The 26,002-nt window shown below is 47.1% G+C and carries 28 protein-coding genes and 1 pseudogene; 18 read left to right on the top strand and 11 right to left on the bottom strand.

Going from position 1 to position 26,002, the window contains the following annotated elements:
• Positions 1-147: 147 nt before the first annotated feature.
• A complete protein-coding gene (locus NQX30_03400; protein MDM5147416.1) occupies positions 148-783 on the top strand; it encodes a peroxiredoxin in 636 nt (211 codons plus the stop codon).
• Between the two features lie 72 nt (positions 784-855).
• On the opposite strand, the gene NQX30_03405 is transcribed toward NQX30_03400, so the two are convergent.
• From NQX30_03405 to ubiG, 3 genes are all read right to left on the bottom strand, one after another.
• Positions 856-1,593, bottom strand: a complete 738-nt coding sequence (locus tag NQX30_03405) for a uracil-DNA glycosylase (GenBank protein ID MDM5147417.1) — start codon at positions 1,591-1,593, stop codon at positions 856-858.
• Positions 1,594-1,721: 128 nt separating this feature from the next.
• A complete protein-coding gene (locus NQX30_03410; protein ID MDM5147418.1) occupies positions 1,722-2,393 on the bottom strand; it encodes an HAD-IA family hydrolase in 672 nt (223 codons plus the stop codon).
• Positions 2,394-2,417: 24 nt separating this feature from the next.
• Positions 2,418-3,092 (bottom strand): bifunctional 2-polyprenyl-6-hydroxyphenol methylase/3-demethylubiquinol 3-O-methyltransferase UbiG, encoded by a 675-nt coding sequence (gene ubiG, locus NQX30_03415; protein ID MDM5147419.1) that lies wholly within the window; start codon positions 3,090-3,092, stop codon positions 2,418-2,420.
• 150 nt (positions 3,093-3,242) lie between these two features.
• On the opposite strand from ubiG, the gene speB reads away from it, so the two are divergent.
• From speB to mtnP, 16 genes and pseudogenes are all read left to right on the top strand, one after another.
• Complete coding sequence (speB, locus tag NQX30_03420) at positions 3,243-4,196, top strand: agmatinase (protein MDM5147420.1); 954 nt, start codon at positions 3,243-3,245, stop codon at positions 4,194-4,196.
• Between the two features lie 6 nt (positions 4,197-4,202).
• Positions 4,203-4,979 (top strand): exodeoxyribonuclease III, encoded by a 777-nt coding sequence (locus NQX30_03425; GenBank protein MDM5147421.1) that lies wholly within the window; start codon positions 4,203-4,205, stop codon positions 4,977-4,979.
• Positions 4,980-5,059: 80 nt separating this feature from the next.
• Entirely contained in the window at positions 5,060-6,184 is a 1,125-nt protein-coding gene (locus NQX30_03430; protein MDM5147422.1) for a putative transporter, read from the top strand.
• Positions 6,185-6,187: 3 nt separating this feature from the next.
• A pseudogene (locus NQX30_03435) lies at positions 6,188-6,355 on the top strand (DnaJ domain-containing protein).
• 394 nt (positions 6,356-6,749) lie between these two features.
• Positions 6,750-7,544 carry a tryptophan synthase subunit alpha gene (trpA, locus tag NQX30_03440; GenBank protein MDM5147423.1) on the top strand — a complete coding sequence of 265 codons (795 nt, stop codon included), beginning with the start codon at positions 6,750-6,752 and terminating at the stop codon, positions 7,542-7,544.
• Positions 7,545-7,610: 66 nt separating this feature from the next.
• Positions 7,611-8,432 (top strand): acetyl-CoA carboxylase, carboxyltransferase subunit beta, encoded by an 822-nt coding sequence (accD, locus tag NQX30_03445; GenBank protein ID MDM5147424.1) that lies wholly within the window; start codon positions 7,611-7,613, stop codon positions 8,430-8,432.
• Between the two features lie 5 nt (positions 8,433-8,437).
• Positions 8,438-9,691, top strand: coding sequence for a bifunctional folylpolyglutamate synthase/dihydrofolate synthase (locus tag NQX30_03450; protein ID MDM5147425.1), 1,254 nt, complete (start codon positions 8,438-8,440; stop codon positions 9,689-9,691).
• On the top strand, positions 9,672-10,523 hold the full coding sequence (locus NQX30_03455) for an SPOR domain-containing protein (protein ID MDM5147426.1): 852 nt from the start codon (positions 9,672-9,674) through the stop codon (positions 10,521-10,523). The genes NQX30_03450 and NQX30_03455 overlap by 20 nt, the downstream gene beginning before the upstream one ends.
• Positions 10,524-10,533: 10 nt before the next feature.
• Positions 10,534-11,298, top strand: a complete 765-nt coding sequence (locus NQX30_03460) for a CvpA family protein (GenBank protein MDM5147427.1) — start codon at positions 10,534-10,536, stop codon at positions 11,296-11,298.
• 1 nt (position 11,299) lies between these two features.
• A complete protein-coding gene (purF, locus tag NQX30_03465; protein MDM5147428.1) occupies positions 11,300-12,793 on the top strand; it encodes an amidophosphoribosyltransferase in 1,494 nt (497 codons plus the stop codon).
• Entirely contained in the window at positions 12,790-13,962 is a 1,173-nt protein-coding gene (locus NQX30_03470) for an O-succinylhomoserine sulfhydrylase (protein ID MDM5147429.1), read from the top strand. The genes purF and NQX30_03470 overlap by 4 nt, the downstream gene beginning before the upstream one ends.
• 212 nt (positions 13,963-14,174) lie before the next feature.
• A complete protein-coding gene (locus NQX30_03475; GenBank protein MDM5147430.1) occupies positions 14,175-14,303 on the top strand; it encodes a site-specific DNA-methyltransferase in 129 nt (42 codons plus the stop codon).
• A gap of 261 nt (positions 14,304-14,564) precedes the next feature.
• Positions 14,565-14,714, top strand: coding sequence for a site-specific DNA-methyltransferase (locus NQX30_03480; protein MDM5147431.1), 150 nt, complete (start codon positions 14,565-14,567; stop codon positions 14,712-14,714).
• A gap of 28 nt (positions 14,715-14,742) precedes the next feature.
• The gene (locus tag NQX30_03485; GenBank protein ID MDM5147432.1) at positions 14,743-15,066 is read left to right on the top strand and encodes a hypothetical protein; all 324 of its coding nucleotides are present in this window, start codon (positions 14,743-14,745) and stop codon (positions 15,064-15,066) included.
• Positions 15,067-15,291: 225 nt separating this feature from the next.
• Positions 15,292-16,317, top strand: coding sequence for an arsenosugar biosynthesis radical SAM protein ArsS (gene arsS, locus NQX30_03490; GenBank protein MDM5147433.1), 1,026 nt, complete (start codon positions 15,292-15,294; stop codon positions 16,315-16,317).
• Positions 16,318-16,347: 30 nt separating this feature from the next.
• Positions 16,348-17,193, top strand: coding sequence for an S-methyl-5'-thioadenosine phosphorylase (gene mtnP, locus NQX30_03495; GenBank protein MDM5147434.1), 846 nt, complete (start codon positions 16,348-16,350; stop codon positions 17,191-17,193).
• Between the two features lie 121 nt (positions 17,194-17,314).
• Here the strand turns inward: mtnP and NQX30_03500 are convergent, their stop codons facing one another.
• Together NQX30_03500 and gorA are read right to left on the bottom strand one after the other, a co-directional pair.
• A complete protein-coding gene (locus tag NQX30_03500; protein ID MDM5147435.1) occupies positions 17,315-17,959 on the bottom strand; it encodes a MarC family protein in 645 nt (214 codons plus the stop codon).
• Positions 17,960-17,967: 8 nt separating this feature from the next.
• On the bottom strand, positions 17,968-19,317 hold the full coding sequence (gorA, locus tag NQX30_03505; protein ID MDM5147436.1) for a glutathione-disulfide reductase: 1,350 nt from the start codon (positions 19,315-19,317) through the stop codon (positions 17,968-17,970).
• Between the two features lie 57 nt (positions 19,318-19,374).
• On the opposite strand from gorA, the gene NQX30_03510 reads away from it, so the two are divergent.
• Positions 19,375-20,301, top strand: a complete 927-nt coding sequence (locus NQX30_03510) for a carbohydrate kinase family protein (GenBank protein MDM5147437.1) — start codon at positions 19,375-19,377, stop codon at positions 20,299-20,301.
• 100 nt (positions 20,302-20,401) lie between these two features.
• Here the strand turns inward: NQX30_03510 and dut are convergent, their stop codons facing one another.
• From dut to trmB, 6 genes are all read right to left on the bottom strand, one after another.
• Positions 20,402-20,860 (bottom strand): dUTP diphosphatase, encoded by a 459-nt coding sequence (dut, locus tag NQX30_03515; protein ID MDM5147438.1) that lies wholly within the window; start codon positions 20,858-20,860, stop codon positions 20,402-20,404.
• 14 nt (positions 20,861-20,874) lie between these two features.
• Positions 20,875-22,467, bottom strand: coding sequence for a glucose-6-phosphate isomerase (gene pgi / locus NQX30_03520; GenBank protein MDM5147439.1), 1,593 nt, complete (start codon positions 22,465-22,467; stop codon positions 20,875-20,877).
• Between the two features lie 99 nt (positions 22,468-22,566).
• Positions 22,567-23,415: a hypothetical protein gene (locus tag NQX30_03525; GenBank protein MDM5147440.1), complete on the bottom strand. Its 849-nt coding sequence runs from the start codon at positions 23,413-23,415 to the stop codon at positions 22,567-22,569.
• Entirely contained in the window at positions 23,396-23,782 is a 387-nt protein-coding gene (locus NQX30_03530) for a hypothetical protein (GenBank protein ID MDM5147441.1), read from the bottom strand. The genes NQX30_03525 and NQX30_03530 overlap by 20 nt, the downstream gene beginning before the upstream one ends.
• 1 nt (position 23,783) lies before the next feature.
• Positions 23,784-25,100, bottom strand: coding sequence for an FAD-binding oxidoreductase (locus NQX30_03535; GenBank protein MDM5147442.1), 1,317 nt, complete (start codon positions 25,098-25,100; stop codon positions 23,784-23,786).
• A 207-nt stretch (positions 25,101-25,307) separates the two neighbouring features.
• A complete protein-coding gene (gene trmB / locus NQX30_03540) occupies positions 25,308-25,997 on the bottom strand; it encodes a tRNA (guanosine(46)-N7)-methyltransferase TrmB (protein ID MDM5147443.1) in 690 nt (229 codons plus the stop codon).
• Positions 25,998-26,002 lie beyond the last annotated feature (5 nt).

The raw sequence follows: 26,002 nt of genomic DNA on the forward strand, positions 1-26,002 counted from the left end.
GCATAAATGACAAATAATGAAAGGGAGAATGACCTTATAATTTATTAATTAAATAACAATTGTCTTTTTTATTCTTTTTTATAATATAATAATCACAATCGCTTAGTGCAGTATCAAATTTAAACTATCAATAAACAGGAGATTTTTATGACTATTCGGTTGGGCGATATAGCCCCTGATTTCACTCAAAATAGTACTCGCGGACAGATTAACTTTCATAGCTGGTTAGGCGATTCATGGGGAGTACTATTTTCACATCCTAAAGTCTTCACGCCGGTATGCACCACCGAACTGGGTGAAGTATCGCGCCTCAAAAACGAATTTGACAAACGCAATGTAAAAGTGCTGGGCTTGTCCGTAGATGAGGCTGACCCACAAAAAAAGTGGGAGCGCGACATCCATGAAACACAAGGACATGAAGTAAATTTTCCCATGGTATCCGACGCTGACCGCAAAGTGTCGGACTTGTATGGGATGATTCACCCAAACGCCAACAATACGCTCACCGTACGCACCGTGTTTATTATTGACCCTGCAAAAACAGTGCGCCTAACACTCACCTATCCGGCTAGCACCGGACGTAATTTTGACGAAGTATTGCGAGTGATTGATAGCATTCAACTTACCGAAAATCACAAAGTGGCGACGCCAGTTAATTGGAAAAACGGCGATGATGTCATTATCATACCGGCACTGTCTGATGAAGACGCCAAAGTACGCTTTCCCGACGGCTGGGAGACAAAAAAACCATATTTGCGCATAGTGCCACAACCTAAAAAATAATTTTATTTGGTGAGCATCAGGCAGCGTGGTGCCGAAAAAAACCGCCACGACCATTGCACTTATCTTTTCACTTTATGGAGTAGAAGCTATCAGCCGTCGAATCAAACGCAAATCATCCCATGATTTACGTTTTTCGGAAGGAGCACGCAACAAATAAGCAGGATGATAAGTCACTACCAGCGGTGTGCCTTCATAATCATGTAACCGCTGACGCAGCTTACCCACAGACACGTCATTTTGCAGCAAGTTAGCCGCTGCCACCCCACCCAATGCCACAATCAACCGCGGCTTGACCAATGCCAACTGACGACGCAAATACGTAAGACAAACCCGCGCTTCTTCTGGTTGAGGATTGCGATTTTGCGGTGGTCGACATTTAACAATATTGGCAATATATACACCCTGCCCTCGCCGCAGTTCAATACTCGCCAACATAGCATCCAATAGCTTTCCTGCTGGTCCTACAAATGGTTCACCTTGACGGTCTTCTTCACTTCCCGGTCCTTCCCCCACCAAAAAAACGTCCGCCTCCCGATCACCGACGCCGAAAACGGTCTGTGTACGCTCCGCCGCTAATGCGCACTGCTGACAAGTGGAAACGATTTCTTGCAAATTCTGCCAGCTCATTTTGGCAATAACAGCCTCATTCAGAGGAGGCTGCGGCACAATTGCCGATGCTGTCGCGGCTTGTGATGGCAATATAGGCTGCTCAGAAACTTCCGGTTCCGCCACATGTTGGACGGAAGACGAAAGAGAACGACGCTCCCACCGAGGCAGCAATCCCAGCTCTTCTAACATTTGTTTACGCATGGGGGAATTGTCCGATAAACAGACATCAAGTTGCAAATAGTTTTGTTAACCAATTTGTGTACATGACAGAAAAACGTCATGCACAGTTCACAGTTGTCATTACGGTCAATACCGGAAAGCTTCCGGCGTCATTCAACCAAATCGTTACCTGCTGTTATTGTTCTAATTAGTGCAGGTAACGTTTGCGGTGTCGTAGCAATGCCAACACAACACGCCATTTGCTTCCACTCAGACGCAGGCCAATACCCCCAACCGGCAGCAATAAAGCCCATTCCCGCCGCTTGTGCTGCCTGTGCGTCACGCCGATCATCACCCACATATAGACAGCGTTCCGGAGGCACATCAACGATGCTAGCGGCATGAAATAATGTATCTGGCGCCGGCTTAGCACGGACACAGTCATCTCCTGCTACCAGCGCCGGCGATGCTAACCGCAAAGCTACGGCGATTGGTGAAAAATACCGACGCGGTTTGTTGGTAACGACTCCCCATGCCCAGCCGTCGGCGGCAAGTGCCTCCAGCGTATCTGCCATACCAGAAAACAATACGGTATTAGCATAACCACTTTCTTCGTACAAAGTTAAAAATCGCGCGCGCGCAGCGGCAAATAGTGGGCTTTCTTCGCTGACACCGGCTAACGCTAGCAGCGCTCTTGCTCCACCCGACACCGCTTCTTGGGCGCAATAAAAGTCAATTGATTGCTGTCCATTTTCCTTCTGCCAGCAATGCAACGATGCCACCATATCCGGTGCGGTATGCGCTAGCGTACCATCAAAATCAAAAAAAATCGCGCGCTTCAAAATATCACCAAATCTTTGTCGTAATTAAACTGGACGCTCGGCAACCATAAAATAGTTGACCGACAAAGCAGTCTCGTCCAGAAAATAGGCGCGACCAAAAAACGAATATCGCATACCGATGACTTGGCGCACCGACAGACCGCAATCGTGGCAAAAACCGGCTAGTTCCTCAGGCTTGACGAAATGCTCATAATCGTGTGTGCCGTGCGGCAGTACCTGCACGATGTTTTCCATCCCAACAATAACCAACCCCCAAGCTTTAGGTGTACGATTGATAGTGGAAAATACCGCCACACCACCGGGTGTTAGCGCTGCAGCCGCAGCCGCCACCACGACACCAGGATTATCGGTATGCTCTAACATTTCAAAACAAGTTACCACATCATAAACACCGGAGTCTTGTAACGTGTCACTGCTTTGGCAACGGTATTCCACATCAACACCGCTTTGCGCTGCATGTTTTTTTGCCGCAGCAATGGCACCTTCAGCAAGGTCACAACCCACTACGCGCGCACCAGCTTGCGCTCCCGCTTCAGCAAAAATACCGCCGCCGCAACCGATATCCAGCAACCGCTTACCGCCTAGCGTGCCGCCGGCGGCCTCAACCGCCAACCGCAATCGCAACGGGTTAATATCGTGTAACAAACGAAATGCACCATCACGCTGCCACCAGTCATCTCGGTCAAACACGGTGTCCATACTCAGAAATTATACGCGGCGAACGAATCACTCTGCCCGATAACAACATTGCGGCTCTTCGTTCTTATTTTTTTAACCATTTTTTAATTATCACCTACGCACACGACACCAACTCAAAAAAGCGAAAACACGAGTGCTACAATTCCGCACATGACACACAATTATGATGAAGGACGGCTGAATTTACCATTTGTCGGACATTGCACATTTGGCAAATATCCCACCGCCACTGATTGGAGCACCCTAAGCGCCGATGTAGCAGTTCTGGGCGCACCATTTGACTGCGGCGCGCAATATCGCGCTGGCGCCCGTTTCGGTCCACGCGCCATACGTGAGGCATCCACGCTATTTGCTTTTGGGCACAGTGGTGCCTATGATTTTGAAGACGACATTACCTATTTACCGGCAGGCAGCACAAACATTGTGGACATCGGAGACGCCGACATCATCCACACCGATACCGAAAAAAGCCATGCCAATATTGAACAAACAGTGCGCACCATTTTAAGCACAGGCGCTATGCCGCTAGTGCTCGGCGGTGACCACTCAATTACCATTCCTTGTCTGCGCGCCTTTGACAAAGAACCACCGATGCATGTGATTCAAATAGATGCCCATCTAGATTTTGTGGATGAACGGCACGGTGTGCGACACGGTCACGGCAATCCGATGCGGCGCGCTTCGGAAATGGCACACGTGTCCGGATGTACTCAAATCGGAATTCGCAATGTGTCATCATCCAACCGTGATGACTACGCCGCGGCACGAGCCGCTGGCTCAACCATTTTATCGGTGCGCGACATTCGCCAGCTGGGCGCAGCGGCGGTAGCGGAGCAAGTACCAGAAGGTAAGCGCTACTATTGCACCATAGACATAGACAGTTTTGACCCTTCCATTGCACCTGGCACAGGAACTCCTTCACACGGTGGTTTTTTATATTATGAAGTGCTGGAACTACTCAAATTGCTCGTCAAACGCGGGCGCTTTGTCGGTGTTGACTTGGTAGAAGTAGCACCGGCGTACGACCCAGCGGCAGTCACAGCAACATTAGCGGCGCAACTATTACTCAATTTTGTTGGCGCCATTTTGCACGAAAAGCATTAATCGACTATGCGTGTTGTCACGCTTAATCTAAATGGTATTCGCGCCGCCTACCACAAAGGACTAGGCGCTTGGCTACACACGACACAACCCGATATCGCTTGCTGGCAAGAAGTGCGCGCTGATGACAGCGTATTGACGGAAGACATGCGTCATCCAGCAGGACTTTCCAGCACGTTTGTGCTTCCACAAAAACGCGGTTATAGCGGCGTTGCGCTACTATCGCAAAAAAAACCGGACATGATTCATCGCACCTTTGGTGGTGGAGTGCTGGATACGGAAGGACGCTTTGTGCGCTTTGACTTTCCGACATTCAGCGTAGTGTCACTGTATTTACCCTCTGGCTCATCCGGAGAGGAACGACAACAGGTGAAATATGACGTGATGAATGATTTTTTCGTTTGGCTGGAAACCTGCCGTCGCGAAACAGAAAAAAGCGGGCGTGACTTTTTAATTTGCGGCGACATAAACATTGCCCACACCGAAAAAGACATTAAAAATTGGCGAGGTAATCGCAAAAACTCTGGCTTTTTACCTGAGGAACGAGCTTGGTTATCTCACGTTTTTGATGAACTTGGCTGGGTAGACGTGTTTCGCCAGATAAACAATGAAGATGGCCAATATACTTGGTGGTCTAACCGAGGACGAGCGTGGGACAACAACGTCGGTTGGCGTATTGATTATCAAATTGCGACACCACGATTAGCAGCACGAGCGCGACAAGCAACAATTTATAAAGCACAACGTTTTTCCGACCACGCACCACTGATTATTGATTATGATTGAAGTAAGCAAAAAGAGCGCCAGTGCTTACCTTATAATCAAAGCCGTTGTAGGCATCTTACTTTTGAAAGAAAGAATGACACATGATTAAAAGCTTTTTCTGTTCAAAGCAATGGGCGCTGTGGGCGTGGGGCGGTTTATTTTTGTTGTGCGCAACCATTGTCCTAGAAGTGCGTGTGCTGGTGTGGATTAATGGCTGGTATCGTGAGGTATGGGATTTTTTGCAAACACCAGACCCAGATATTGCAGCCGCCGTGATGAGTGCGGATACAGTATGGGATGATGAACTAACTGCAAAAGTTCAACAAGCGCTTGATAAATTTTGGGGGCTTATTGGTGAATTTTGCATCATCGTCTTTCCCTTTGTTGTGTTGCTGGCATTTTCGTCATTTTTTACCAAGCATTACGCTTTTCGCTGGCGGCAAGCTATTACTTTTGCTTACTTTCCGTTGTGGAAAAATATCGGAAAAGATATTGAAGGTGCTTCCCAGCGACTACAACAAGATCCAGAGCGGTTTGCTCGGATTGTTGAACACTTAGGGTTGGGAGTTTTTCGTTCAGTACTAACGCTCATCGCTTTTGTGCCGATATTGTGGTCGGTAAGCGAAGAAATTATGGAAAAATTCCAATCAGCCGCAGGTCTACAAAACGCACCTTTTAGTTTGCCTTTTTTTGAATGGACAGCTACTACTCCCGCCTCCTTAATGATGGTGGCAATAGGACTTGCCATTGGCGGCACGGGACTATCGTTTTTAATTGGTGCTAAATTGCCCAACCTAGAATATAACAACCAGCGGGTGGAAGCTCGATTTCGTAAACGACTGGTCTATTCAGAAGACGACAAAATTTTTGCCGACGTGCCTTCTTTGGTAGAGCTATTTACCGGATTGCGATTTAATTATTTTCGCCTTTACCTGCACTATTCTTATTTTGCTTTATGGGCAGCTCTTTTCGCTCAATTTATCGTCATTACAGATTTGGTGCTTATTGGCAGCGGTGTAGTGTTAGGCATTATCACTTTCGGTTTTTTGCAACAAATCTTTCACGCATTTGGCAAAGTCACTGATAGCCTTACTTACTTTGTAGACAACTGGACCACCGTCACCGAACTTATGTCAATCGTCAAACGATTGCGTGAATTTGAGCGCAACATAGGTTACACCGGCAAACCACCAGAAAATGCCGAGCCAGTGCAAACTATTCGGTAACCGATGAAACATCGCGCGCCACACGAAATTCTTGGCGTGGCGCGCGATGCCAAGCGCATGGAAATTATCATCGCTTATCGCAAACTGGCTATGCGTTGGCATCCTGACCGTAATCCAAATTCAGCCGCAAAAAATAAATTTCAAGAAATTCAGCAAGCTTACGACACGCTGCGCAAACGCGGTTCGCCAGCCAGCTTGCATGAATTGTGGGATGAAATGATGCGACAAAGCAATGATAATTATGAGCAAACACCGCACAGTAACGCTTTTTGGCAGAATTTCCCAACATTGACCGCGTTCACAGCGACGCTCAGCATAATATTGCTAAAAACAATTACTTGGCCTGGAAATGTCGTTGCATTTACACTGGGCTTGCTGGCGGCAAATGTAGCATATAAATCAGGACAAACATCACTTGCGTTTCGTTTGGAGTCTGCATTCAGGTTGTTTGTTCGCTTGTATTTCATTTCTCTACTTGTTTGGGGTCTATGGGTAATGCTCAAACAAATTATTATTTGACAAAAAAACGCACAACCATCACCACAAAGTATAATTTCTAATTAGCATGAGCGATTTAATTACCAATGCCTTTGCGTGCACCGACAAACGAGCATGTCTAGTGGCTTTCATTACCGCTGGCTTTCCCCATGCCGATTCCACGCCAGCAATGCTTTCTGCCATTGCCGAAGCAGGAGCAGATATTATTGAAATTGGGGTACCCTTTTCCGACCCGATGGCTGATGGTCCCGCTATCCAACGTTCCAGTGAAGTCGCGCTGGCCAACGGCATGACCTTGAAAAAAACCATTGCCGCCACAGCTGCCTTTCGTAACACTAACACAACGGTTCCTCTAGTGCTGATGGGCTACGCCAACTCTTTTTTGAATCATCCCGGAGGCGCTGCTGGGTTGGCACAAGCAGCACAACAGGCCAATATCAACGGCTTGATTGTTGTTGATCTTGCCGATGAAGACCGCGCCAATTGGAAGCGACACCTTGCGCCTGCTGGTGTCAGCCTTGTCAATCTAGTTGCGCCAACAACAAACGAATCTCGATTACAACAAATTGCCAACGATGCCGAAGGATTTCTGTACGCCATTTCACTCAAAGGTGTTACCGGTGCCGGTAATTTAGATGTAGAAAATGTCGCTTACAATTTGCGCGCTGTTAAACAAATCGCCACAGTACCGGTAGTAGCCGGTTTTGGCATTCGCACACCGGAACATGCTTTACAACTTGCCAATCACGCCGACGGCGTGGTGATTGGTAGCAAACTTGTGGAAATTGCCGAAGCTGCCGCAGATCCGCCTGCCGAAGTGGGAGCTTTCATTAAACAAATGGCTACCACTTTGGCGCACTAACAGTATTTTAAGACTGTCACACAAATGAATTGGTTTACTAAAATTCTGCCCGGCATCAAGAAAAAAGTGCCAAATACGACCGCTAAAACTATACCCGATGGCTTGTGGCGCAAGTGCAAGCAATGCGGCGTTACTATTTATACCGATGAAATGAAAAAAAATCATTGGGTGTGTGGCAACTGCGACCACCACCACCGGCTCACTGCTAACGAGCGAGCTTCCATTTTATTTGATGAAGACCAACCAATAACTGAAATTGCCACCGAAGTACGGGCGGTAGATTTTTTGCAATTTAAGGATGACATTTCTTATCAAGAGCGACTACAGAACGCGCAAAAAGGTGATGCGCGACGTGATTCGGTCGCAGCGTTTCGTGGATGTGTCAAAGGGCGTGAAATTGTTGCGGTAATTTTTGATTTTACTTTTATGGGTGGTTCCATGGGCAGCGTGGCTGGCGAACGATTTGTGCGTGGCGTAGAAGAAGCCGTCGCCTTAAATATTCCCTTCGTGTCATTCACCGCATCCGGTGGAGCGCGTATGCAAGAAGGTATGGTGTCGCTGCTACAAATGGCCAAAACTACAGCAGCATTAACCGATTTACAGCGACTGCGGCTACCACATATCAGCGTACTTACTGACCCCACTACCGGCGGCGTAGCGGCCAGTTTTGCTCTCATTGGCGACATCATTATCGCTGAACCCAAAGCACTCATTGGATTTGCCGGTCCCAGGGTAATTAAAGAAACCGTGCGTGAAGAATTACCGGAAGGATTTCAGCGTAGCGAATTTTTACTAAACCGTGGAGCAATAGACATGATTACCGATCGCCGGGACATGCGCGACACACTGTTTCGGGTGCTGACAATGTTGACGCCGGAGCGGCATTAACCCATATGGAATCGGCGCTTGACACTTGGCTGATAACACTGGAAAGTCGGCATTCGACACTCATTGACTTGGGACTAGACCGGGTGGGAAAAGTTCGGCAGCAGCTTAATTTATCGTTAACTATGCCAGTCATTACGGTAGGCGGCACAAACGGTAAAGGCTCCGTATGCGCACTACTGAAAACAATTTTCAAAGCAGCAGGTATTCGTGCCGGTTGCTACACATCGCCACATTTGCTGAAATTTAATGAAAGAATACAAGTAGATGGTGAAATAGCACCAGACAGCGCGTTAATAGCGGCTTTTGAAGCGGTGGAAGAAGCACGGCAATATACTGGAGAATCGCTCACATATTTTGAATTCACTACACTGGCAGCGGCGTGGCTATTTGCACAAGAACAATGCGACATAGTTATTTTAGAAGTCGGTCTCGGAGGGCGGCTGGATGCAGTCAACATTTTCACGCCGACAGTGGCAGTAGTAACCAGCATTGGCTTTGACCACATGGATTATTTAGGCGACAACATTGAATCCATTGCGAAAGAAAAAGCTGGTATTTTTCGCGCCCACCGTCCAGCGATTATCGGGGATGCAAAAGCCCCGGCCGCATTGATGGAAGAGGCGAAAAAAACGAATGCTCACATAGTACTAGCGGGGCGTGACTTTTGTACAGAACAAACCGCCGGAAGCTGGCATTATCGCGGTCAAAGGCAGTTGTACGACATCCCTCTACCCGCCTTACGAGGATCACACCAGCTTGCCAATGCCGCCGCCGTCATTGCCGCACTAGAACGGTTACCAACCGCTTACTGGCCAGGAACAAGCGCGTTACGAAAAGGATTGCACGCAGTAGAACTGCTCGGACGCAGCCAAATATTGCCAGGAAGCCCGCCAGTGATATTGGATGTAGCCCACAACGAAGCAGCAGCAGTAGTATTAGAACGACTACTATTTGATATGGGATATTTTCCGTGCACAACAGCGGTGCTGGGCATGCTAGCGCGTAAAGACCCAGCTACTTTTGTGCGCCCCTTATTGCGTCGCATTACTCATTGGTATGTAGCTCCCGTTGGCGACGGCAACCCTCACTCCATTGCTGATGCCGTTAGTGAAGCCGGCGGCGATGTAACGGTCTGCGATTCTATTGTAGCAGCGGCGGCACAAGCACGCGCTTATTGCGGCACGGATGGTAGAATGTTAGTTACTGGCTCATTTGCAACAGTTGCCAGTTATTTGCAACATGTCAAGCCCAAAAATTGAGAGCACATCAACGGTAGGTGAAGAAAACATTGAGCGGCAGCAGGCAGCAGAATACCGCCGACAGTTGCGACATCGCTTTCTGGGAGCTATTGCCGTGTTTTCCCTTGCAATGCTATTATGGCAGTTCGGCAACGCGCCATTGCCATCACCAGCCACTCCAACAACACCAGCAACGATTGACTCACCTGTAAATCAACAAATAACGACAGCCGTGATAACAGCTCAAGATACCAAATTAATTCCTGTTGAATTATCCCCAACACAAAAAAGCATTACGATTTTCACAACGACAGATGCAGTTACCCTCATGCCAAATGCTGTTGCAGAATTATCTGCTACTGCGCCCGCTATCAAAGTAACCACAAATATTTCTTCAAAATCTGATAATACCTTATGGTTACAAGTCGGCGCTTTTAATAAAAAAAGCAACGCCAACCACTTGGCGGAAAAACTACGTGCCAAAAAGTTAGACGTGTCAATTACCAAAAACAAAAATTTATTTGTCGTGCGTATAGAACAGTTACTTGACAAAGCAGCTCAACAACGAGCGCAACGTATTGCCTACAGCATTACTAAGAAAATTACCGCGGATGAGACTCCCTCTTTTGCCCTACAATTAGGCGCTTTTGTGGATGAGTCGCGCGCAAAAAAACAAGTCGCACAACTACAAAAAGACAATATTAATGCGAGCATTCAAAACATTGAACGCGGCGGCAAGCCGCTATTTCGTGTTATTGTCGCCGATTATAGTACAAAAAATGCTGCAAAACAAGCGCAAAAAACTGTTCTAACAAAAACCGGAATCATCGGTCACGTCATAAAGATTAGGTAAAATTAACGACATGCATTGGGAAAACGTAAGTTGGATTGATGTCCTGTTATTAGGTGTTATTTTATTATCAACTGGATACGGTTTATTTCGCGGTCTTATCCGCAGTATATTTGGTATCGTTTCATTAGTACTGGCGTTTCTCATCGCTAAAAGATACGGTGCAGCACTTGTCCAACCGATAACCGTACTGTTGGGAGAAACACCAATTGCGATAGCCCTTTCTCACGTAATAATTTTTGTTATCGCCACGCTACTGTTCGGAGCTTTCACTTACTTGGTGCGCAAGGCCGCTACTAAAAGCAATTTGGGTGGTCTTGATATGTACGGCGGCCTGTTATTTGGCGCCTTACGCGGCGGCTTGCTCGCTATGATTTTTGTTGTTATGCTATCCGCATTGCCCATACAAAATACCGAAGCATGGGAAAGCTCTGCTATGCTGCCTCCAATAGGAAAAACAATACAATTTTCACTAAAGCAAGAGGTATTCAAAAATTACCGAAATTATTGGCATTTTGATGAAAAAGGACGTCCCAATGTACGCTTGCCTACTGGCAAATTACGCTTGCCTGATTACAGTGACTCTTCTCAGGCTCTACAAGCGCGAGATGACTTGCTGGACAACCTGATTGAGGAAGCAACATCACAATCTTTACACAATGAAGAAATTTCGAAAAAAAATGCTTTGCTAATTCAGAAAAAAATCAACCAAAAGTCCATACTGCAAGAATTACAAGCTTTTATTAATAAAGCATTAGATATACAGGAAGAAGAATAACATGTGCGGTATCATAGCTTACCTTGGTGCTGGTTCGGCAGCACCGATTGTGTATTCCGGATTGACTTTTTTGCAACACCGTGGTCAGGATTCTGCTGGCATTGCCACCATGTCACAATCGCACTTACTGATTGAAAAAGGGCGTGGGCTGGCACGCGATGTATTTAGTGACGCTAAAATTAACACACTAGAAGGATCGGCGGGAATTGGTCATGTGCGTTACAGTACCAGCGGTAGCGCGTTGGCCTTATCGGAAATGCAGCCGTTTTATGTTAATCAGCCTTATGGTATTACGCTGGCACACAATGGCAATCTAATCAATCAGTCAGCATTACGTGAATATTTATCACAACAAGCCCGCCATATTAATACCATTTCCGATTCGGAGGCATTACTCAATGTACTAGCACAAGCAGTATATGAACGGGTAAGAGCAGGCGAAACCTCACCGGATGCTTTACTGGATGCTGTGGGTGACGTCCACACACGTTGCGCCGGTGCCTATGCAGTGGTGGCACTCATTGCTGGCGTCGGTTTGTTACTGTTTCGCGATCCACTGGGTATTCGCCCGCTATCCTTGGGCGTGCGCAATAATAATGAATGGCTGGCAGCATCTGAAAGTGCCGCTTTTCGTCCTCTGGGATTTGAATACTATGGAGATATCGCACCCGGAGAAGCTGTATTGATTGACACAAAACGACAAATACACCGACGCGCTCACTGCACCACTGCATCGCCGCGCCCTTGCATTTTTGAATACATTTACTTTGCTCGCCCTGACTCGGTTTTAGACGGAGCGCTGGTATACGACTCTCGCGTCAATATGGGGCGTTATTTAGCAGAAAAAATCCGCCATCAACATCCAGATTTAGTAATTGATTGCGTTATACCGGTGCCTGATTCGGGCAGGGTAGCGGCATTGGAAGTTTCACGGCACTTACAGGTACCTTATCGCGAAGGATTAGTCAAAAATCACCATATAGGACGCACTTTTATTGCTGCCGGTCATGCCAAACGGCGGCGTTCAGTGAGCGAAAAACTTAATATCATTGCACCAGAATTTGCCGGCAAACGAGTGCTGTTGGTTGACGATTCCATCGTGCGCGGCACTACCGGTTCGGAGTTAGTAAGCCTGGCACGTGCTGCCGGTGCCAAGCAGGTATTTTTTGCCAGTGCCGCACCGCCAGTGCGTTATCCCAATGTGTTCGGCATTGATATTGCCACACGCGGGGAATTGCTTGCACATGGACGCACCGAGCGCGAAATTGCCGCCCATTTGGGTGCTGATTGCGTAATTTATCAAAATATGGATGATTTAAAAAAGGCTATCAGCGAAGCTGGCAGCAGCGTACCAACCGCATTTGAAACGTCATGCTTTGACGGCGACTACCCTTTTGAAAACATAAATAACGACTACCTGGTAGCACTCGAATCACGCCGTGGAGCCAACCGCGATAGTGTGTCACAATTAGATTTACCGTTAACAACAGTATGAGCGACAAACACATTACCACTCACTTGGTGCGAGATACCGCCGGACGCACTGCATTTCAAGAACATTCTGAAGGGCTATTTTTGACCTCCAGCTTTGCTTTTGGTAGCGCCGAAGAAGCCGCAGAACAATTCGCCCGACCAATGGCCGAATATGTGTATTCACGTTTTTCCAATCCTAATATTAAAACGCTCAATAAACGAGTGGCAACACTAGAGAGTGCAGAAATGGCGCTATCTACTGCCAGCGGCATGTCAGCGCTTTTGTCAGTGGTGATGGGGGTATGCAAAGCCGGCGACTCCATTCTTTGTGGCGGTAATGTCTTTGGCGCAACTGTGCAGTTACTATCCAACACCGTACGCAAGTTTGGTGTACGTGTGGATTATGTCTTTGGGGGGATTGATGACTGGCGCCAAGCAATGCGACCAGAAACAACTTTATTAATTGTGGAAACGCCCTCCAATCCAATGATAGAAATAACCGACCTTGCCGCATTGGCGGACATTGCTCATCAAAATGACGCACTATTGGCAGTGGACAATTGTTTCTGCCCTTGGGGACAGCGACCCTTGGCGTGGGGATGCGATTTGGTTATTCATTCGGCAACGAAATACTTAGATGGTCAAGGACGAGTGCTGGGCGGTGCCATTGCTGGTAGCGAAAAATTGCTAGGTGAACGGATATATCCCTTTTTACGCTCCGGCGGACCGGCAATATCGCCTTTTTCTGCATGGACAATCTCCCGCGGAATGGAAACACTGGGATTGCGCATGCGCGCCCATTGTGAGTCAGCACTAACGCTGGCGTCATGGTTAGAAACACAACCACAAGTAACACGAGTACTTTATACTGGGCTACCATCGCATCCCGCGCAGACGCTGGCACTGCAGCAACAAAACGGGCTGGGTGGTGGTGTCATTACCTTACAAATTAAAGGTGGGCGCGACGAAACATGGCGTTTTATCAATGCGCTATCCTGCTTTTCCATCACTGCTAATTTTGGCGACGTTAAGTCCACGGTAACGCATCCAGCTTCCACCACACACTCGCGAGCACCCGAATATGCCCGCCTTCGCATGGGGCTGACCGAAAATTGGGTGCGGCTGTCAATCGGCTTGGAATATGTAGAAGATTTGCGCGAAGGTTTGGCGCAAGGGTTGGCAGCAATTTAAACAGAAACATATAAAAATGCGCGCCACATTGCAACACAAAAAACGCTGCCCTATTTCAAAGAAAAAGGAGCATCTCTTTTTCTTTGTGATACCCTTGAAATAATGGAAATTTTTCCTCTCGAGTCTGTTGATTTAATATTAACGGCAGATTTTCATGCCATTCAGGAAAGCGCGTCTCTGTAAATAAGAGACAATGGGACAAAAGCAATGGAATAAAAGAATATTTCAAATTTCACCAGCAATGGATTTCAATGTGCCGCCGAATACTAAAGCCTAGTGGCACACTATGGGTATCGGGAACATATCATTCAATTTACTTATGCGGTTTTGCTTTGCAGTAAGGTGACTGGCATATACTTAATGATATTTCTTGATATAAGCCAAATACCGCTTGTTTGCTACGAGTCACGAAACTCTTATTTGGGCACGAAAAACAAAAATAGCAAAGCATTATTTTGATTACTCATTGATGAAAGAGGGCAATTGGTCAAACGATATTATTAAAAAAGATAATAAACAAATGCGGAGTGTTTGGGCTATAAACACTCCTCACTCTAATAAAAAAATACGGAAAACACCCTACACAAAAGCCCATTTCATTAATGAACAGAATAATTCTTTCTTCTAGTAGAGAATACGATACTGTGTTAGATTCATTTTGCGGCAGTGCAACAACTGGAGTTTCGATTTTATACAACAAAAGAATTTTTATAGGTATAGAGAGCGAATGGATGACCTTTCCCTATTATTGACTATTCGTGGCAGAAACGCACTCCAGAATTGAGTTTTTATGTTGGAGAACAAAAAATTACTGCTTGTGGCGTTCAAACTGAGGTGGGCGGCGGTTATGAGGGAACTCAAAATATTGTGCTAGTAGAAGCAAAAAATGCAACCTCAACCAATACAATCATACGTCAGCTATATTATCCTTATAGACAATGGCAACATTACACGAAAAAAAACGTTTCTATTTTATTTTTTGAGAAAAGGGATGTAGCAGAAGGGGCTGAATATCATTTATGGGAATTTATTTTCAATAATCCAGAAAAATATAATAGTATTTCATTAAAAAGAGGTTGTCGTTACTTGATAACGTTTAATTAGCATAACAATACATAAACAGTTAAGAAAATACTGACGTTTTTTGTGGTAGCAACTCCGAAATAATTTTGTACAACCCGTCACAAAGAAATCGTCTATCTTGCAAAATTCATGTCAAAATAAACTACGTCATTGAGTGAGCCAGCATAGCCTCTTGTTAAGGTACGGTAGCCTTTGTTACAATCAAGTTTTGTTGTTAACGATTTCGCCCCGCCCAAAAGACCCTTTATGAGTAAATCCGCTACCGCCCTTAATTCTGTCATCCATTTGCAGCCACAGATAATGCCATTACCTGCTGATTTACCCGATTTTGAGCAAACGATTATTCAGCACAAAGCGCGAATTCGCCGTAATCGCGTACGTATTTTTCAAATTAATATCGGTAAAAAATGTGACCTGGCTTGCCACCATTGTCACGTGGAGGCCGGCCCAAAAAACCCTGACAATATGGTCGGTGACACTGTTGACCGCGTAATTGAACTGCTGACCAATGCGCCGGATATGGAAATTTTAGATATTACTGGCGGCGCACCAGAACTTAATCCACATTTTCGTCGGCTTGCCACCGCTGCCCGCAACGCGGGAAAAATCGTATATGACCGTTGCAATCTCACCGTGCTTTTTCAACCCGAGCAAGAAGACACGCCTGAATTTTTAGCTGCTAACGGCATCACCATTATCGCGTCTCTGCCATGTTATACAGAAGACAATGTAGAAGAACAACGCGGTCGTGGTGTTTTTGATAAAAGTATAAAAGGTCTGCAACGGCTCAATGCTCTCGGCTATGGCAAAGCAGGTAGCGGTTTGGAATTAAATCTAGTGTACAACCCTGTCGGCGCACACCTACCACCATCGCAAGCACAACTAGAAGCCGATTACCGCGCATATTTAGATAAGCACTTCAGCATTGTGTTTAACTCCCTGTTTACTATCACTAACATGCCGATTAAACGCTATCGCCATTATTTAGAACGCGAGGGAATGTTGGAAAACTATATGCTCCTCTTAGTAGAAAATTTCAATGCCGCCGCCGCCGCTGGAGTAATGTGTGCTGACACGTTATCGGTAGGATGGGACGGGAAATTATATGATTGTGACTTTAACCAAATGCTGGATATTCCGATTAATGGCAACCCAACGACGCTGTGGGACATTCAATCATTAAACGACATTCCCACTGGTATTGCTTTTGATAATCATTGCTATGGTTGTACGGCAGGCGCAGGTTCGTCTTGTAGTGGCGCTCTTTTATAAATTTTACATTAAAAATAACGAGGAAGAACTATGCTCGCAATTATTGGCGGGTCGGGTTTTTATCAGATGGAAAATTTCGCTGTGGTGGAACGGCGAGATGTAGACACTCCCTACGGCAAACCGTCAGCGCCACTGACCGTGGTGGAATGTCACGGGCAGCAAGTGTTTTTTTTACCACGTCACGGTGACGCTCATACGCTGTTGCCATCAGACATTAACTATCGCGCTAATATCTGGGCGCTCAAACAGGCTGGCGCCCGACAAGTGATCGCGGTATCGGCATCCGGCAGTTTGCGGGAAGCATTGCGACCAGGTGATTTTGTAGTACCGTCACAGTATTTTGACCACACTAAGGGAACTCGGGCACGCACCTTTTTTGGTGACGGTCTTGTCGGTCACATATCCACCGCTCACCCTGTTTGCCCAGAACTCAGTTCAGCACTAGCGACGGCGTGTCGTGACTGCGGTCACACAGTACACGAAAATTCCACTTATGCCTGCGTAGAAGGTCCACGCTTAGGCACACGCTGTGAAAGTTTCTTTTTACGCGACTCGGTTAAAGCCGATATTGTCGGCATGACCAACGTGCCAGAAGTATTTTTAGCACTGGAAGCACAACTATGTTACGCAACGTTGGCTCTTGTCACTGATTATGATTGTTGGATGGATGATCCTACGCATCATGTGACGGTAGATATTGTCATTCAGCGTTTTAGTGAGAGCATTTCCCGCGCCCGTGATGTTGTATCGCGCCTACTGGCAGCTCCTCCGCCGGTAAACGAAGAACATCGGCAATCGGCAAGCAAAGCAATACTGACGCCCTCAGCAGTACGGAAGCAACAGCACGAAATACTGCTAAAAACATTATTAGTCTAATTTCTGCTACTTACCTTTTGAATAGCTATCAATTTTTTCGCTAATGCGTGCCGAAGCGGCGGCACGCAAGCACCCACCATTTACTCACTTAAATATTGAAAAACCGGTCATAATTAAACGATTAAAGTGCCGGCACGCTGGTTAATAAGCCACTCTGTGCAACACCATCAAAAATAAATTGTACCGCCAACGCGGTAAGCAATACGCCAAAAACACGGGCGATAACATGCATACCAATAATCCCCAGCACTTTTTGTAGTTGATTAGCCAGCAACATAGACACCAGCGTCAACAGTAAAACCAGCACCAAACCAACTAAAACCGCCGCCTGTTCCAATGGCACACCTTCAACGTCCACCATGAGCAAAACTATTGCGCTCATGCTGCCGGGACCAGCAATAAGCGGCATTGCCAGCGGAAAAACAAAAATTTCACTGCGCGCCGACGCCTCTTTGCGTTCTTCCGGCGTAGCAGAACTAGCACCGGACTCACGTGCAAATACCATTTCTATACCGATAAGCAACAGTAATACACCGCCAGCAGTGCGAAAAGCAGGCATGGAGATATTCAAACTTTTGAGCAATGTGGCTCCAAAAAAAGCAAAAATCAACATGATGATGCCCGCCAGAAGGACGCTGCGCCACGCTGTCGCCCATTTTTCTGCATTGGTGCCATAAGCTGTTAATGCTGCATAAATAGCAGCAACATCAAAAGGGCTAATCGTGGCAAAAAACGTAGTTGCAGAAATAATGAGCGTTTCCAACATTCAAAAACCTAGCTCATTTGCCGCATAGTGACAAACTCTTCGGCGCTAGTAGGATGCACTCCAATCGTAGAATCAAAATCTTGCTTCGTAGCTCCCAAGCGAATGGCAACAGCCAAGCCTTGGATAATTTCGGCCGCATCATCACCAATCATATGCGCGCCCAGCACTCGTCCATTGTCCGGCGCTGTCACTAATTTCATCAATGTTTGCGTTGTGTTTCCAGAGAATCCACTCTTCATGGGGCGAAACACACTTTTATAAATGACGGGGTTAATTCCCGCATCGCGCGCCATTTCCTCGCTCATACCCACCGTTGCCATTGGCGGACGAGAAAACACCGCCGTAGGAATGTGAGCATAATCCAATTGTGCCGCTGTGTTGCCACAAAAAACGCGGTCAACAAATACTCCCGCCTCCGCCGTTGCCACCGGCGTAAGCGCTGGAGTATCCAACACATCGCCAATGGCATACAACCAATCGGCGGCAGTTTGATAATCCGCATTAACCGGCAGTGTGCCGTTGGCGCGCGGCTTTACCAGCGTGTGTTCCAGTCCGATGTTATCGGTAAGTGGCCGGCGACCAGAAGCAAACATAACCAAATCCGCTTCCGTATCATCACCGCCAGCGAAGCACACTCGCAAAGCACCGCTCGCTTGTTTAATAATTTTTTGTGGCGCAACACCGGCGCGCACCGTTACACCTCGGGCAGCGATTTCAGTGGCGATATGCTCACGCAAATCCTCATCAAAACTGCGCAATGGCAAGTCAGCACGAAAACACAGCGAAGTATCAACACCCAGCCCCGCCAAAATACCAGCAAATTCTAGTGCAATATAACCACCGCCGACTACCACAGCACGACGCGGCAGCTCGGACAGATAAAACATATCATCGGATAATAATGCCATATCGGCACCAGGAATATTCAATCGCACAGGCGCACCACCAACCGCCAACAACACTTTATCAGCATGAAATTCAATGTTCCCAGCCCGCACTCGGCGCTCACCAACAAGCTGCGCTTCTGCCGCAATAAGATGCACACCGGCGCTGGTAAGCAACTTTTCATATACAGCGTTTAGTCGCTGAATTTCACGATTTTTATTGTCGCGTAAAACGTCCCATTGCATAGTACCGGCAACCGCTTGCGTCCAGCCAAAAGCAGGCGCCGCTGCAGCTTCTTCGGCAAATGAAGCGGCATAAACAAACAATTTTTTTGGCACACAACCGACATTGACACAAGTGCCACCCAGAGCACCACGTTCGGCAAGTGCGACTCGCGCACCCTGAGCTGCCGCTAACCGCGCCGCACGCACGCCACCACTGCCTCCACCAATTACAAACAAATCATATTGCATAAAACAGATTATACGGTTTGGTAAAACAGATAAAATATAATTTTTGAGAAAAATTTTATGCTACCATTAATTACTGGTTCAATCGCTTTTGATTACATTATGCGCGTCAACGGACGCTTCACCGAACGCCTTCCGACGCCGCTTCATCCCGGATTTAGCGCTGCTTATGCCACACCATCGCTACGCCGCGCCTTTGGCGGCTGTGCCGGTAACATCGCCTACGGGTTGCGACAATTGGGAGATTCTCCAACAATTATGGGAACAGTAGGCGATGATTTTTCGCCCTACCGAAAGTATCTACGTTCCTTAGATATTGATGATACATATGTTAAAACTATCCCCGACATCTTTACTGCACAAGCCTACATTATTAATGACGATGACAATAGTCAATTGATTTTATTTCACGCCGGTGCCGCCAATGAAGCTCACCAACAAAGCATTGTTGACCTGCCCACACCTCCGCCACTGGCCATTGTCAGCCCCAACGGACGTGAGGGAATGCTGCGTTTTGGTCGAGAACTAGCAGCAGCGCAAACACCGTTTATTTTTGATCCTGGTCAGGCGATTGACTTATTTTCGGGAGAAGAGTTAATCACGCTGATGGAACAATGTACTTGGGCAATTGTCAATGCCGATGAATTTGCAGCATTAGAAAAAACTACCGGCATCAGCCGCACTCGAGCCACCGAAATGGTGCAGGCTCTAATCATCACATACGGTGAAAATGGTTCGGAAGTGTTCGCTAGCGATACGCATTACCACGCCGATGCTGCACGACTGGGAGAAACTCAAGACACTACCGGCTGTGGCGATGCTTATCGCGCCGGCGTCATTCACGGGCTGTTACGCGACTGGGAGTGGCCACGAATTATCCGTTTTGCTGCCGTGGTGGCTGGCGCTAAGGCCGTGCACAACGGTGGTCAAGGCTATTGCATCACCGCCGCCGAAGCGACCACGCACAGTGAAAAAATATTTAGCTAATTTGTTTCACAATATTTTTACATCCTTTAGCGGTAATAAAAGCACACGAAAAAAACATTAGCGCCACAATCTAAAGCAAAACGTTACCAAAAGGCTATGATTAAAATCGTCCGGTGGATCCAAATCCGCCATCACGCTCTGTAGTTTGTGAAAAATCGCTAATGATTTTGAGATCCGCACGTGCCACTGGCATGATAATTAACTGCGCCATGCGTTCGCCGGGATGCAAGTTATAGTTGTCGGTGCCACGATTGAATAGCACTACCCGTATTTCGTTTTGATAATCCGAATCAATAATACCAATAGTATTTGCCAATACAATGCCGTGTTTAACACCCAACCCGGAGCGCGGCGCTAATAGCGCCATATAACCGGGATTGCCGATAGAAATAGCAATCCCAGTACCGACATTGGCAACTTCGCCCGGCGCGATAAGTTGCGGTGTATCTAAACAAGCCCGCAAATCCATGCCTGCCGACCCTGTTGTGGCATAAGCCGGACTAGGAAAATCACGTCCCACACGAGCATCAATGATACGGGTTTCAATTTTAAGCATAATATTCTCCAAGTTATTCAGCGCAGACGACGCAAATGTGCGGCCTGCCCACGGGTAGATGAATCTTTCCCGGCAATACCCTCATCATCCATAACGGTCAACAGCTCGCCAATCAGTGATTTTCCTAATTCCACGCCCCATTGGTCAAAAGCGTTCACACCCCAAATAACGCTTTCCACAAAGGTGCGGTGTTCGTACAATGCCAGTAACCTTCCCAGCGTAAAAGGTGTTATTTTTTCAAACAACAAAGTAATGGAAGGACGTCCACCAACACAACGACGATGAGGTTCAATATCGCCGCTAGTACCATGAAGCAGCGCTTCGGATTGAGCCAAACAATTTGCTAGCAATACACGATGATTAGCGTCTAGTGCCGAATCGTGGCTGCGTGCAACTGCGACAAATTCACACGGAACAACGTCCGTACCTTGGTGCAGCAATTGAAAAAAAGCGTGCTGCGCATTGCTCCCGGTCGCTCCCCACACCACCGGTCCGGTATGTCGTACAGCGGTTCTCCCACCGGCACCCGCCTGTTTGCCATTGCTTTCCATATCCAACTGCTGCAAATAAGCCGGCAAATGCCGTAGCCGGTGACTGTACGGCAACACCGCGCGGGTTGGATAGCGAAAAAAATTACGGTGCCAAACGCCAACAAGCCCCAACATAAGCGGCAAATTTTTCGATACCGGTGCCGCACAAAAATGCTTGTCCATACAATGTGCACCGCTCAGCAAATCAAAAAAATGTTTTGTGCCGACAGCAATGAGCAGTGGTAACCCAATTGCCGACCACAATGAATAACGTCCACCCACCCAGCCCCACAATTCAAATATACATTCGCGGGCGACACCAAAAGCTGCTGCTTTTTCAGGCGCAGCCGTTGCCGCCGCGAAATGCCGCCAAACATCATTGTCGCCAACAGCATGAGCCAGCCAGTTTTTTGCCATTTCCGCATTAGCGAGTGTTTCTGTGGTACTAAAGCTTTTGGAGGACACAATAAATAGCGTTCGACACGGATCCAGCGTGGCCACGATATCAGCAAAATGAGTACCGTCAATATTAGAAACAAAATGCAACCTCGGACCATCGTGATACGAACGCAGCGCCGTTGCCACTAAGCGTGGCCCCAAGTCGCTACCTCCAATACCGATACTGACTACATCGGTAAAAGGTTGCTCATTAGTGGCAGTAAGATTACCGTGGCGAATACGTTTAGCAAAATCAATAAGACGCGCCTGTGATTGGCGAATCGCAGTCATAATATCAATACTACCAACAATCAAAGAAGACTTACTTTGGCTGCGCAAGGCGGTGTGTAATGCTGGGCGGTCTTCACTGTCATTAACAGCATCACCAGAAAATAGTGCATCACGCCGCGCTTCAACACCCGCAGCTTGCGCTAACTGAATCAGTAATGAAACGGTCTTAGCAGTCAGGCACACTTTGGAAAAATCCATCAACAAATCATCTAACTGCAAAGAGAAATTATCAAACCGTGCCGAGTCTTCGGCAAACAATTGCCGCAGCGTATGCGTACCGATCAGCGTACGTTGATGCGCCTGCAACTCCTTCCACGCATGTGTTTGTTCAATCCCGCTGGTGGTGAAAATACTCACAGAAATATAAAATACGATAAAACCCGCATTTTATGCCAAGCGCAAAATTTTTCTTATCAATTTAAAGATATGGTTTCCTGTTACCGTTTTTCGCTAAGCCGCCGTTGATTCCGCTGAACCGACAGGAATATGTCGACGCCCAACCATCGCGTCAATAACCATATTTTGAAAGCGGTGGACCGGCTCCTCAAAGTGATAACACATGCGACCACCCGCATAAGGATTCTGCGCAAGTCCTCGTTGCACTTTTTCGCAAATGCTAACATCTTCCAAATTCACCTCATCCCAAAAACTCAACACTTCATTAATTTCTTTGTTGGAAGCATCTTTGGCACACTCAGGATGGCTGACAAGCCATGCCGTTTCAGTCGTCCGTGACGCCGACACGGGACGCGCTAAAATGATAAAGGCATGACTCGGCATAACGAAAATAATCACGTTGGGAAACAATCCAAAAAAATAACCGCTAGCCTGTTCCACTGTAGACAAACCAGACAAATTTTTCATACTAAGCCAGCCAGCGTCATCAGTAGTAGTAACCGGAGAAGTGCAAATTCCACAATACATTCCGTCACCCTGCCACCGATGGTGGTCAACAATACGCGATGTTTTAGCAAGCCGCGGGTGTACCCACGGCAAATGGTAGTATTCCACGGCATTTTCAACCAACAATTTCCAGTTACACTGAATGTCGTATGTGCGCTCTCCCAACACTTCCCATTCGTCCAGCCGGTAATTAGCCAATCGAGTTGATAAATCACCGACAACGTCTTGCAGTGACGGCGCGGTATCATCCAGACAGGCAAATACCAACATACCCCACTGTGCTACACGCACCGGAAATAGTCCAAATTCCTTTTTGTCAAAATCGCGCAAATGAGACATGTCATGCATCTTTATCATCCGACGATTAGCGCCCTTGTCAAAAAGCGGTGTGCCCACGCAGTCGCCACGCAAATTGTATCCCCAGCCGTGATAAGGGCAAATAATATGTTTTTTGACAGCGCCACTGGCAGCGCACAGTTGTGTACCGCGATGCCGGCAGACATTGTAAAAACCTCGCAAATCCCCCCCCCTCATCGCGAGTGATAATAACCGATTGACCACCAATATCGGTGACTAGAATATCACCGGTATTTTTTACTTGAGTTGCAGGTCCTGCGACCACCCAGTTGCGGCCGAACACCTGCCGCTGCTCCAAATCAAAAAAATCAGAATCTGTATAGGCATCAGGAATAAGCGTGACAGCAGACTCCACAGACGCACGACTACCAGTGTATGTGTCTTCACACAAATAACGGTGAGACATGTTAACTCCAAGGAAACGGACTATTAGAAACTGGATGCGTTTGCCCCTCAGCAAAACGAGAAAATCGAAACGGCTTAAGCAATTGTTGTTCGTCACCCTGCAATTCTGCTGCCACCAAAGCACCCACGCCAATCATTTTATAACCGTGATTAGAATCGGCAATAAAATAAACATTGTCGCCACCAATACGGTCAAAAACCGGAAAATTATCCGGTGTAAAACAGCCAATGCCACCGGACGGTTCGCGCCGATATTGTGACCATTCAGTGGAAAATCGTTCCTGACAGTGCGCTAATGCCGACATCCACATTTCAGCAAAATCTTCACCAACAATAAATTCTGGCGAATCGGGACCATAAGGGTCAACCGACACATCAACGGCATTTCGAAGTACCTCGTGTGGTGCCGCACCACCTTGCACACCATTAAAGTGAAAATCTGGTTTGTAATAAATCCCCCACGGCTTTTCAGTGATAATGTGACCATCCACTATGGAGCGCAACGCTGCATCAGAATCTACATGCACCACCGGTGGCAAACCACCGCTCGCATCGGTAAGAAAGTCCGGTGCTACACCCAGAGTTCCCTCTTGCAAAGACCAGTAGCGCCACATGGCTCTTTCTTCGCTTGTGCCGCCGGCGGCAACTGGTATGCATTGCGGCAATTCCAACATTTTCCAACACTCATACACCCAAGGACCGACAGCGATAACGACCTGCTCGCAATCAATATTGCCACGTGTCGTTCTAACCGTTCGCACTGCACCCGACGAATCCGTATCAAGACCAACGACGGCAGTATTTTCAATAATCGTTGCGCCGTTAGCACAAGCTTTTTGCGCGAGCCCCTGTATTGATGCCTTATTGTTGGCATACCCCCCACGCTTTTCGTGTAACACTGAAGTAACACCTTCGGCACGCCAATCGGGATAAATTTGTTTCATGTACTGTCGCGTTTGCTCAGCTCCTTCAATAAATTTGGACTCATAACCAATATCAGCCTGTTCTTTGGCAATTCCGCGCACTTGCTCACGCATAGATTCCATACTGATTTGTAGATAGCCGACAGAGTGATACGAAAATGCTTCTGGATCGCTTTCCCAAACACCAACACTGTGCGCCATCAATTCGCGCATAGCAGGTTGATAATAGTTGTTGCGTACTACACCGCAAGCAATGCCAGAAGCGCCAGCACCGATAGTTGACTTGTCCACAATGACTACGTCAGCGGCAGTCTTGAGGTGCGCTGCCACAGATAAGCCGTGAATACCAGCACCGATAATAACAATCCGCGCATGCGCGGGAATTGAATTGTTCATTTCTCTCTCTCCATACTAAAAAAATTATAACTACAAATGCCTTTTCCTACTTTCCCGCCAATCTTTCAAACCATTGCATATCCCATTCATTCAACCGCTAAAATTTGAGCGTCATTCAATAGAAAAACAATTACGTATTGTAAGATAAAATATTACGTAATTATGCTCTTTTTTTTCTAAGCAGGTTTGATGAAAAAATCGCTTAATTTATGTAATTCGCTGAAAAATAATATCAGTCGTCCCCCGACCTTCGTTAATCCCACGTTCAGCAAAACGGGTATGTGGACGCGCCGCCAACCTCTTCGCCGCTTCCGCCTCGGACATACGTTCAAAACAGGCATTAGCCAAAAAATAATCATTTGTGGCATCGGCATAGGATTGCCAATCGGTAGCCATGTGAAAAAACCCGCCGCGCATGATTTTTTGCGCCAATAGCGCAACAAAAGCGGGGTTGAGCAAACGGCGCTTATGATGGCGTTTTTTTGGCCACGGATCAGGAAAAAACACGTACACGCCAGCCAACGTATCGTCAGCGATCATTTGCGGCAACCACAAAGCAGCGTCAGCGCAAACAACACGTGCGTTGGTTATTTGCGCTGAATCCAATTTATTAAGTAGCGCCCCCACACCGGGTGTATACACTTCAAAACCGACATAATTATTTTCCGGCTGTGCCAACGCCAACGCTGCCAGCGCCTCACCATAACCACAGCCAATTTCAATAAATAACGGCGCCTTACGACCAAACAGTACCGGCCAATCCATATCCGCTGCCGCATCTGTCACATAACACGCCCACAGTTGTTGCAGAGCGCGCTTTTGCGCAACGGTAATACGTCCTTCACGACGTACATAACTGCGTACGCCTTTGACAGCAGGAATTTGTGAGTGCGTCATGTCAA

It is taken from the genome of Candidatus Persebacteraceae bacterium Df01 (genome assembly GCA_030386295.1).
Classification (GTDB): domain Bacteria; phylum Pseudomonadota; class Gammaproteobacteria; order Tethybacterales; family Persebacteraceae; genus Doriopsillibacter; species Doriopsillibacter californiensis.

Coding starts and splice junctions, on each gene's coding strand:
- NQX30_03510 (MDM5147437.1), top strand. CDS start 19,375: ATGCTACCATTAATTACTGGTTCAATCGCTTTTGATTACATTATGCGC.
- arsS (MDM5147433.1), top strand. CDS start 15,292: ATGAGTAAATCCGCTACCGCCCTTAATTCTGTCATCCATTTGCAGCCA.
- speB (MDM5147420.1), top strand. CDS start 3,243: ATGACACACAATTATGATGAAGGACGGCTGAATTTACCATTTGTCGGA.
- ubiG (MDM5147419.1), bottom strand. CDS start 3,092: ATGGACACCGTGTTTGACCGAGATGACTGGTGGCAGCGTGATGGTGCA.
- NQX30_03530 (MDM5147441.1), bottom strand. CDS start 23,782: ATGTCTCACCGTTATTTGTGTGAAGACACATACACTGGTAGTCGTGCG.
- NQX30_03460 (MDM5147427.1), top strand. CDS start 10,534: ATGCATTGGGAAAACGTAAGTTGGATTGATGTCCTGTTATTAGGTGTT.
- NQX30_03470 (MDM5147429.1), top strand. CDS start 12,790: ATGAGCGACAAACACATTACCACTCACTTGGTGCGAGATACCGCCGGA.
- NQX30_03535 (MDM5147442.1), bottom strand. CDS start 25,100: ATGAACAATTCAATTCCCGCGCATGCGCGGATTGTTATTATCGGTGCT.
- trmB (MDM5147443.1), bottom strand. CDS start 25,997: ATGACGCACTCACAAATTCCTGCTGTCAAAGGCGTACGCAGTTATGTA.
- purF (MDM5147428.1), top strand. CDS start 11,300: ATGTGCGGTATCATAGCTTACCTTGGTGCTGGTTCGGCAGCACCGATT.
- NQX30_03430 (MDM5147422.1), top strand. CDS start 5,060: ATGATTAAAAGCTTTTTCTGTTCAAAGCAATGGGCGCTGTGGGCGTGG.
- NQX30_03405 (MDM5147417.1), bottom strand. CDS start 1,593: ATGCGTAAACAAATGTTAGAAGAGCTGGGATTGCTGCCTCGGTGGGAG.
- NQX30_03450 (MDM5147425.1), top strand. CDS start 8,438: ATGGAATCGGCGCTTGACACTTGGCTGATAACACTGGAAAGTCGGCAT.
- NQX30_03455 (MDM5147426.1), top strand. CDS start 9,672: ATGTCAAGCCCAAAAATTGAGAGCACATCAACGGTAGGTGAAGAAAAC.
- gorA (MDM5147436.1), bottom strand. CDS start 19,317: ATGCAATATGATTTGTTTGTAATTGGTGGAGGCAGTGGTGGCGTGCGT.
- NQX30_03500 (MDM5147435.1), bottom strand. CDS start 17,959: ATGTTGGAAACGCTCATTATTTCTGCAACTACGTTTTTTGCCACGATT.
- NQX30_03400 (MDM5147416.1), top strand. CDS start 148: ATGACTATTCGGTTGGGCGATATAGCCCCTGATTTCACTCAAAATAGT.
- NQX30_03480 (MDM5147431.1), top strand. CDS start 14,565: ATGAACAGAATAATTCTTTCTTCTAGTAGAGAATACGATACTGTGTTA.
- mtnP (MDM5147434.1), top strand. CDS start 16,348: ATGCTCGCAATTATTGGCGGGTCGGGTTTTTATCAGATGGAAAATTTC.
- trpA (MDM5147423.1), top strand. CDS start 6,750: ATGAGCGATTTAATTACCAATGCCTTTGCGTGCACCGACAAACGAGCA.
- NQX30_03425 (MDM5147421.1), top strand. CDS start 4,203: ATGCGTGTTGTCACGCTTAATCTAAATGGTATTCGCGCCGCCTACCAC.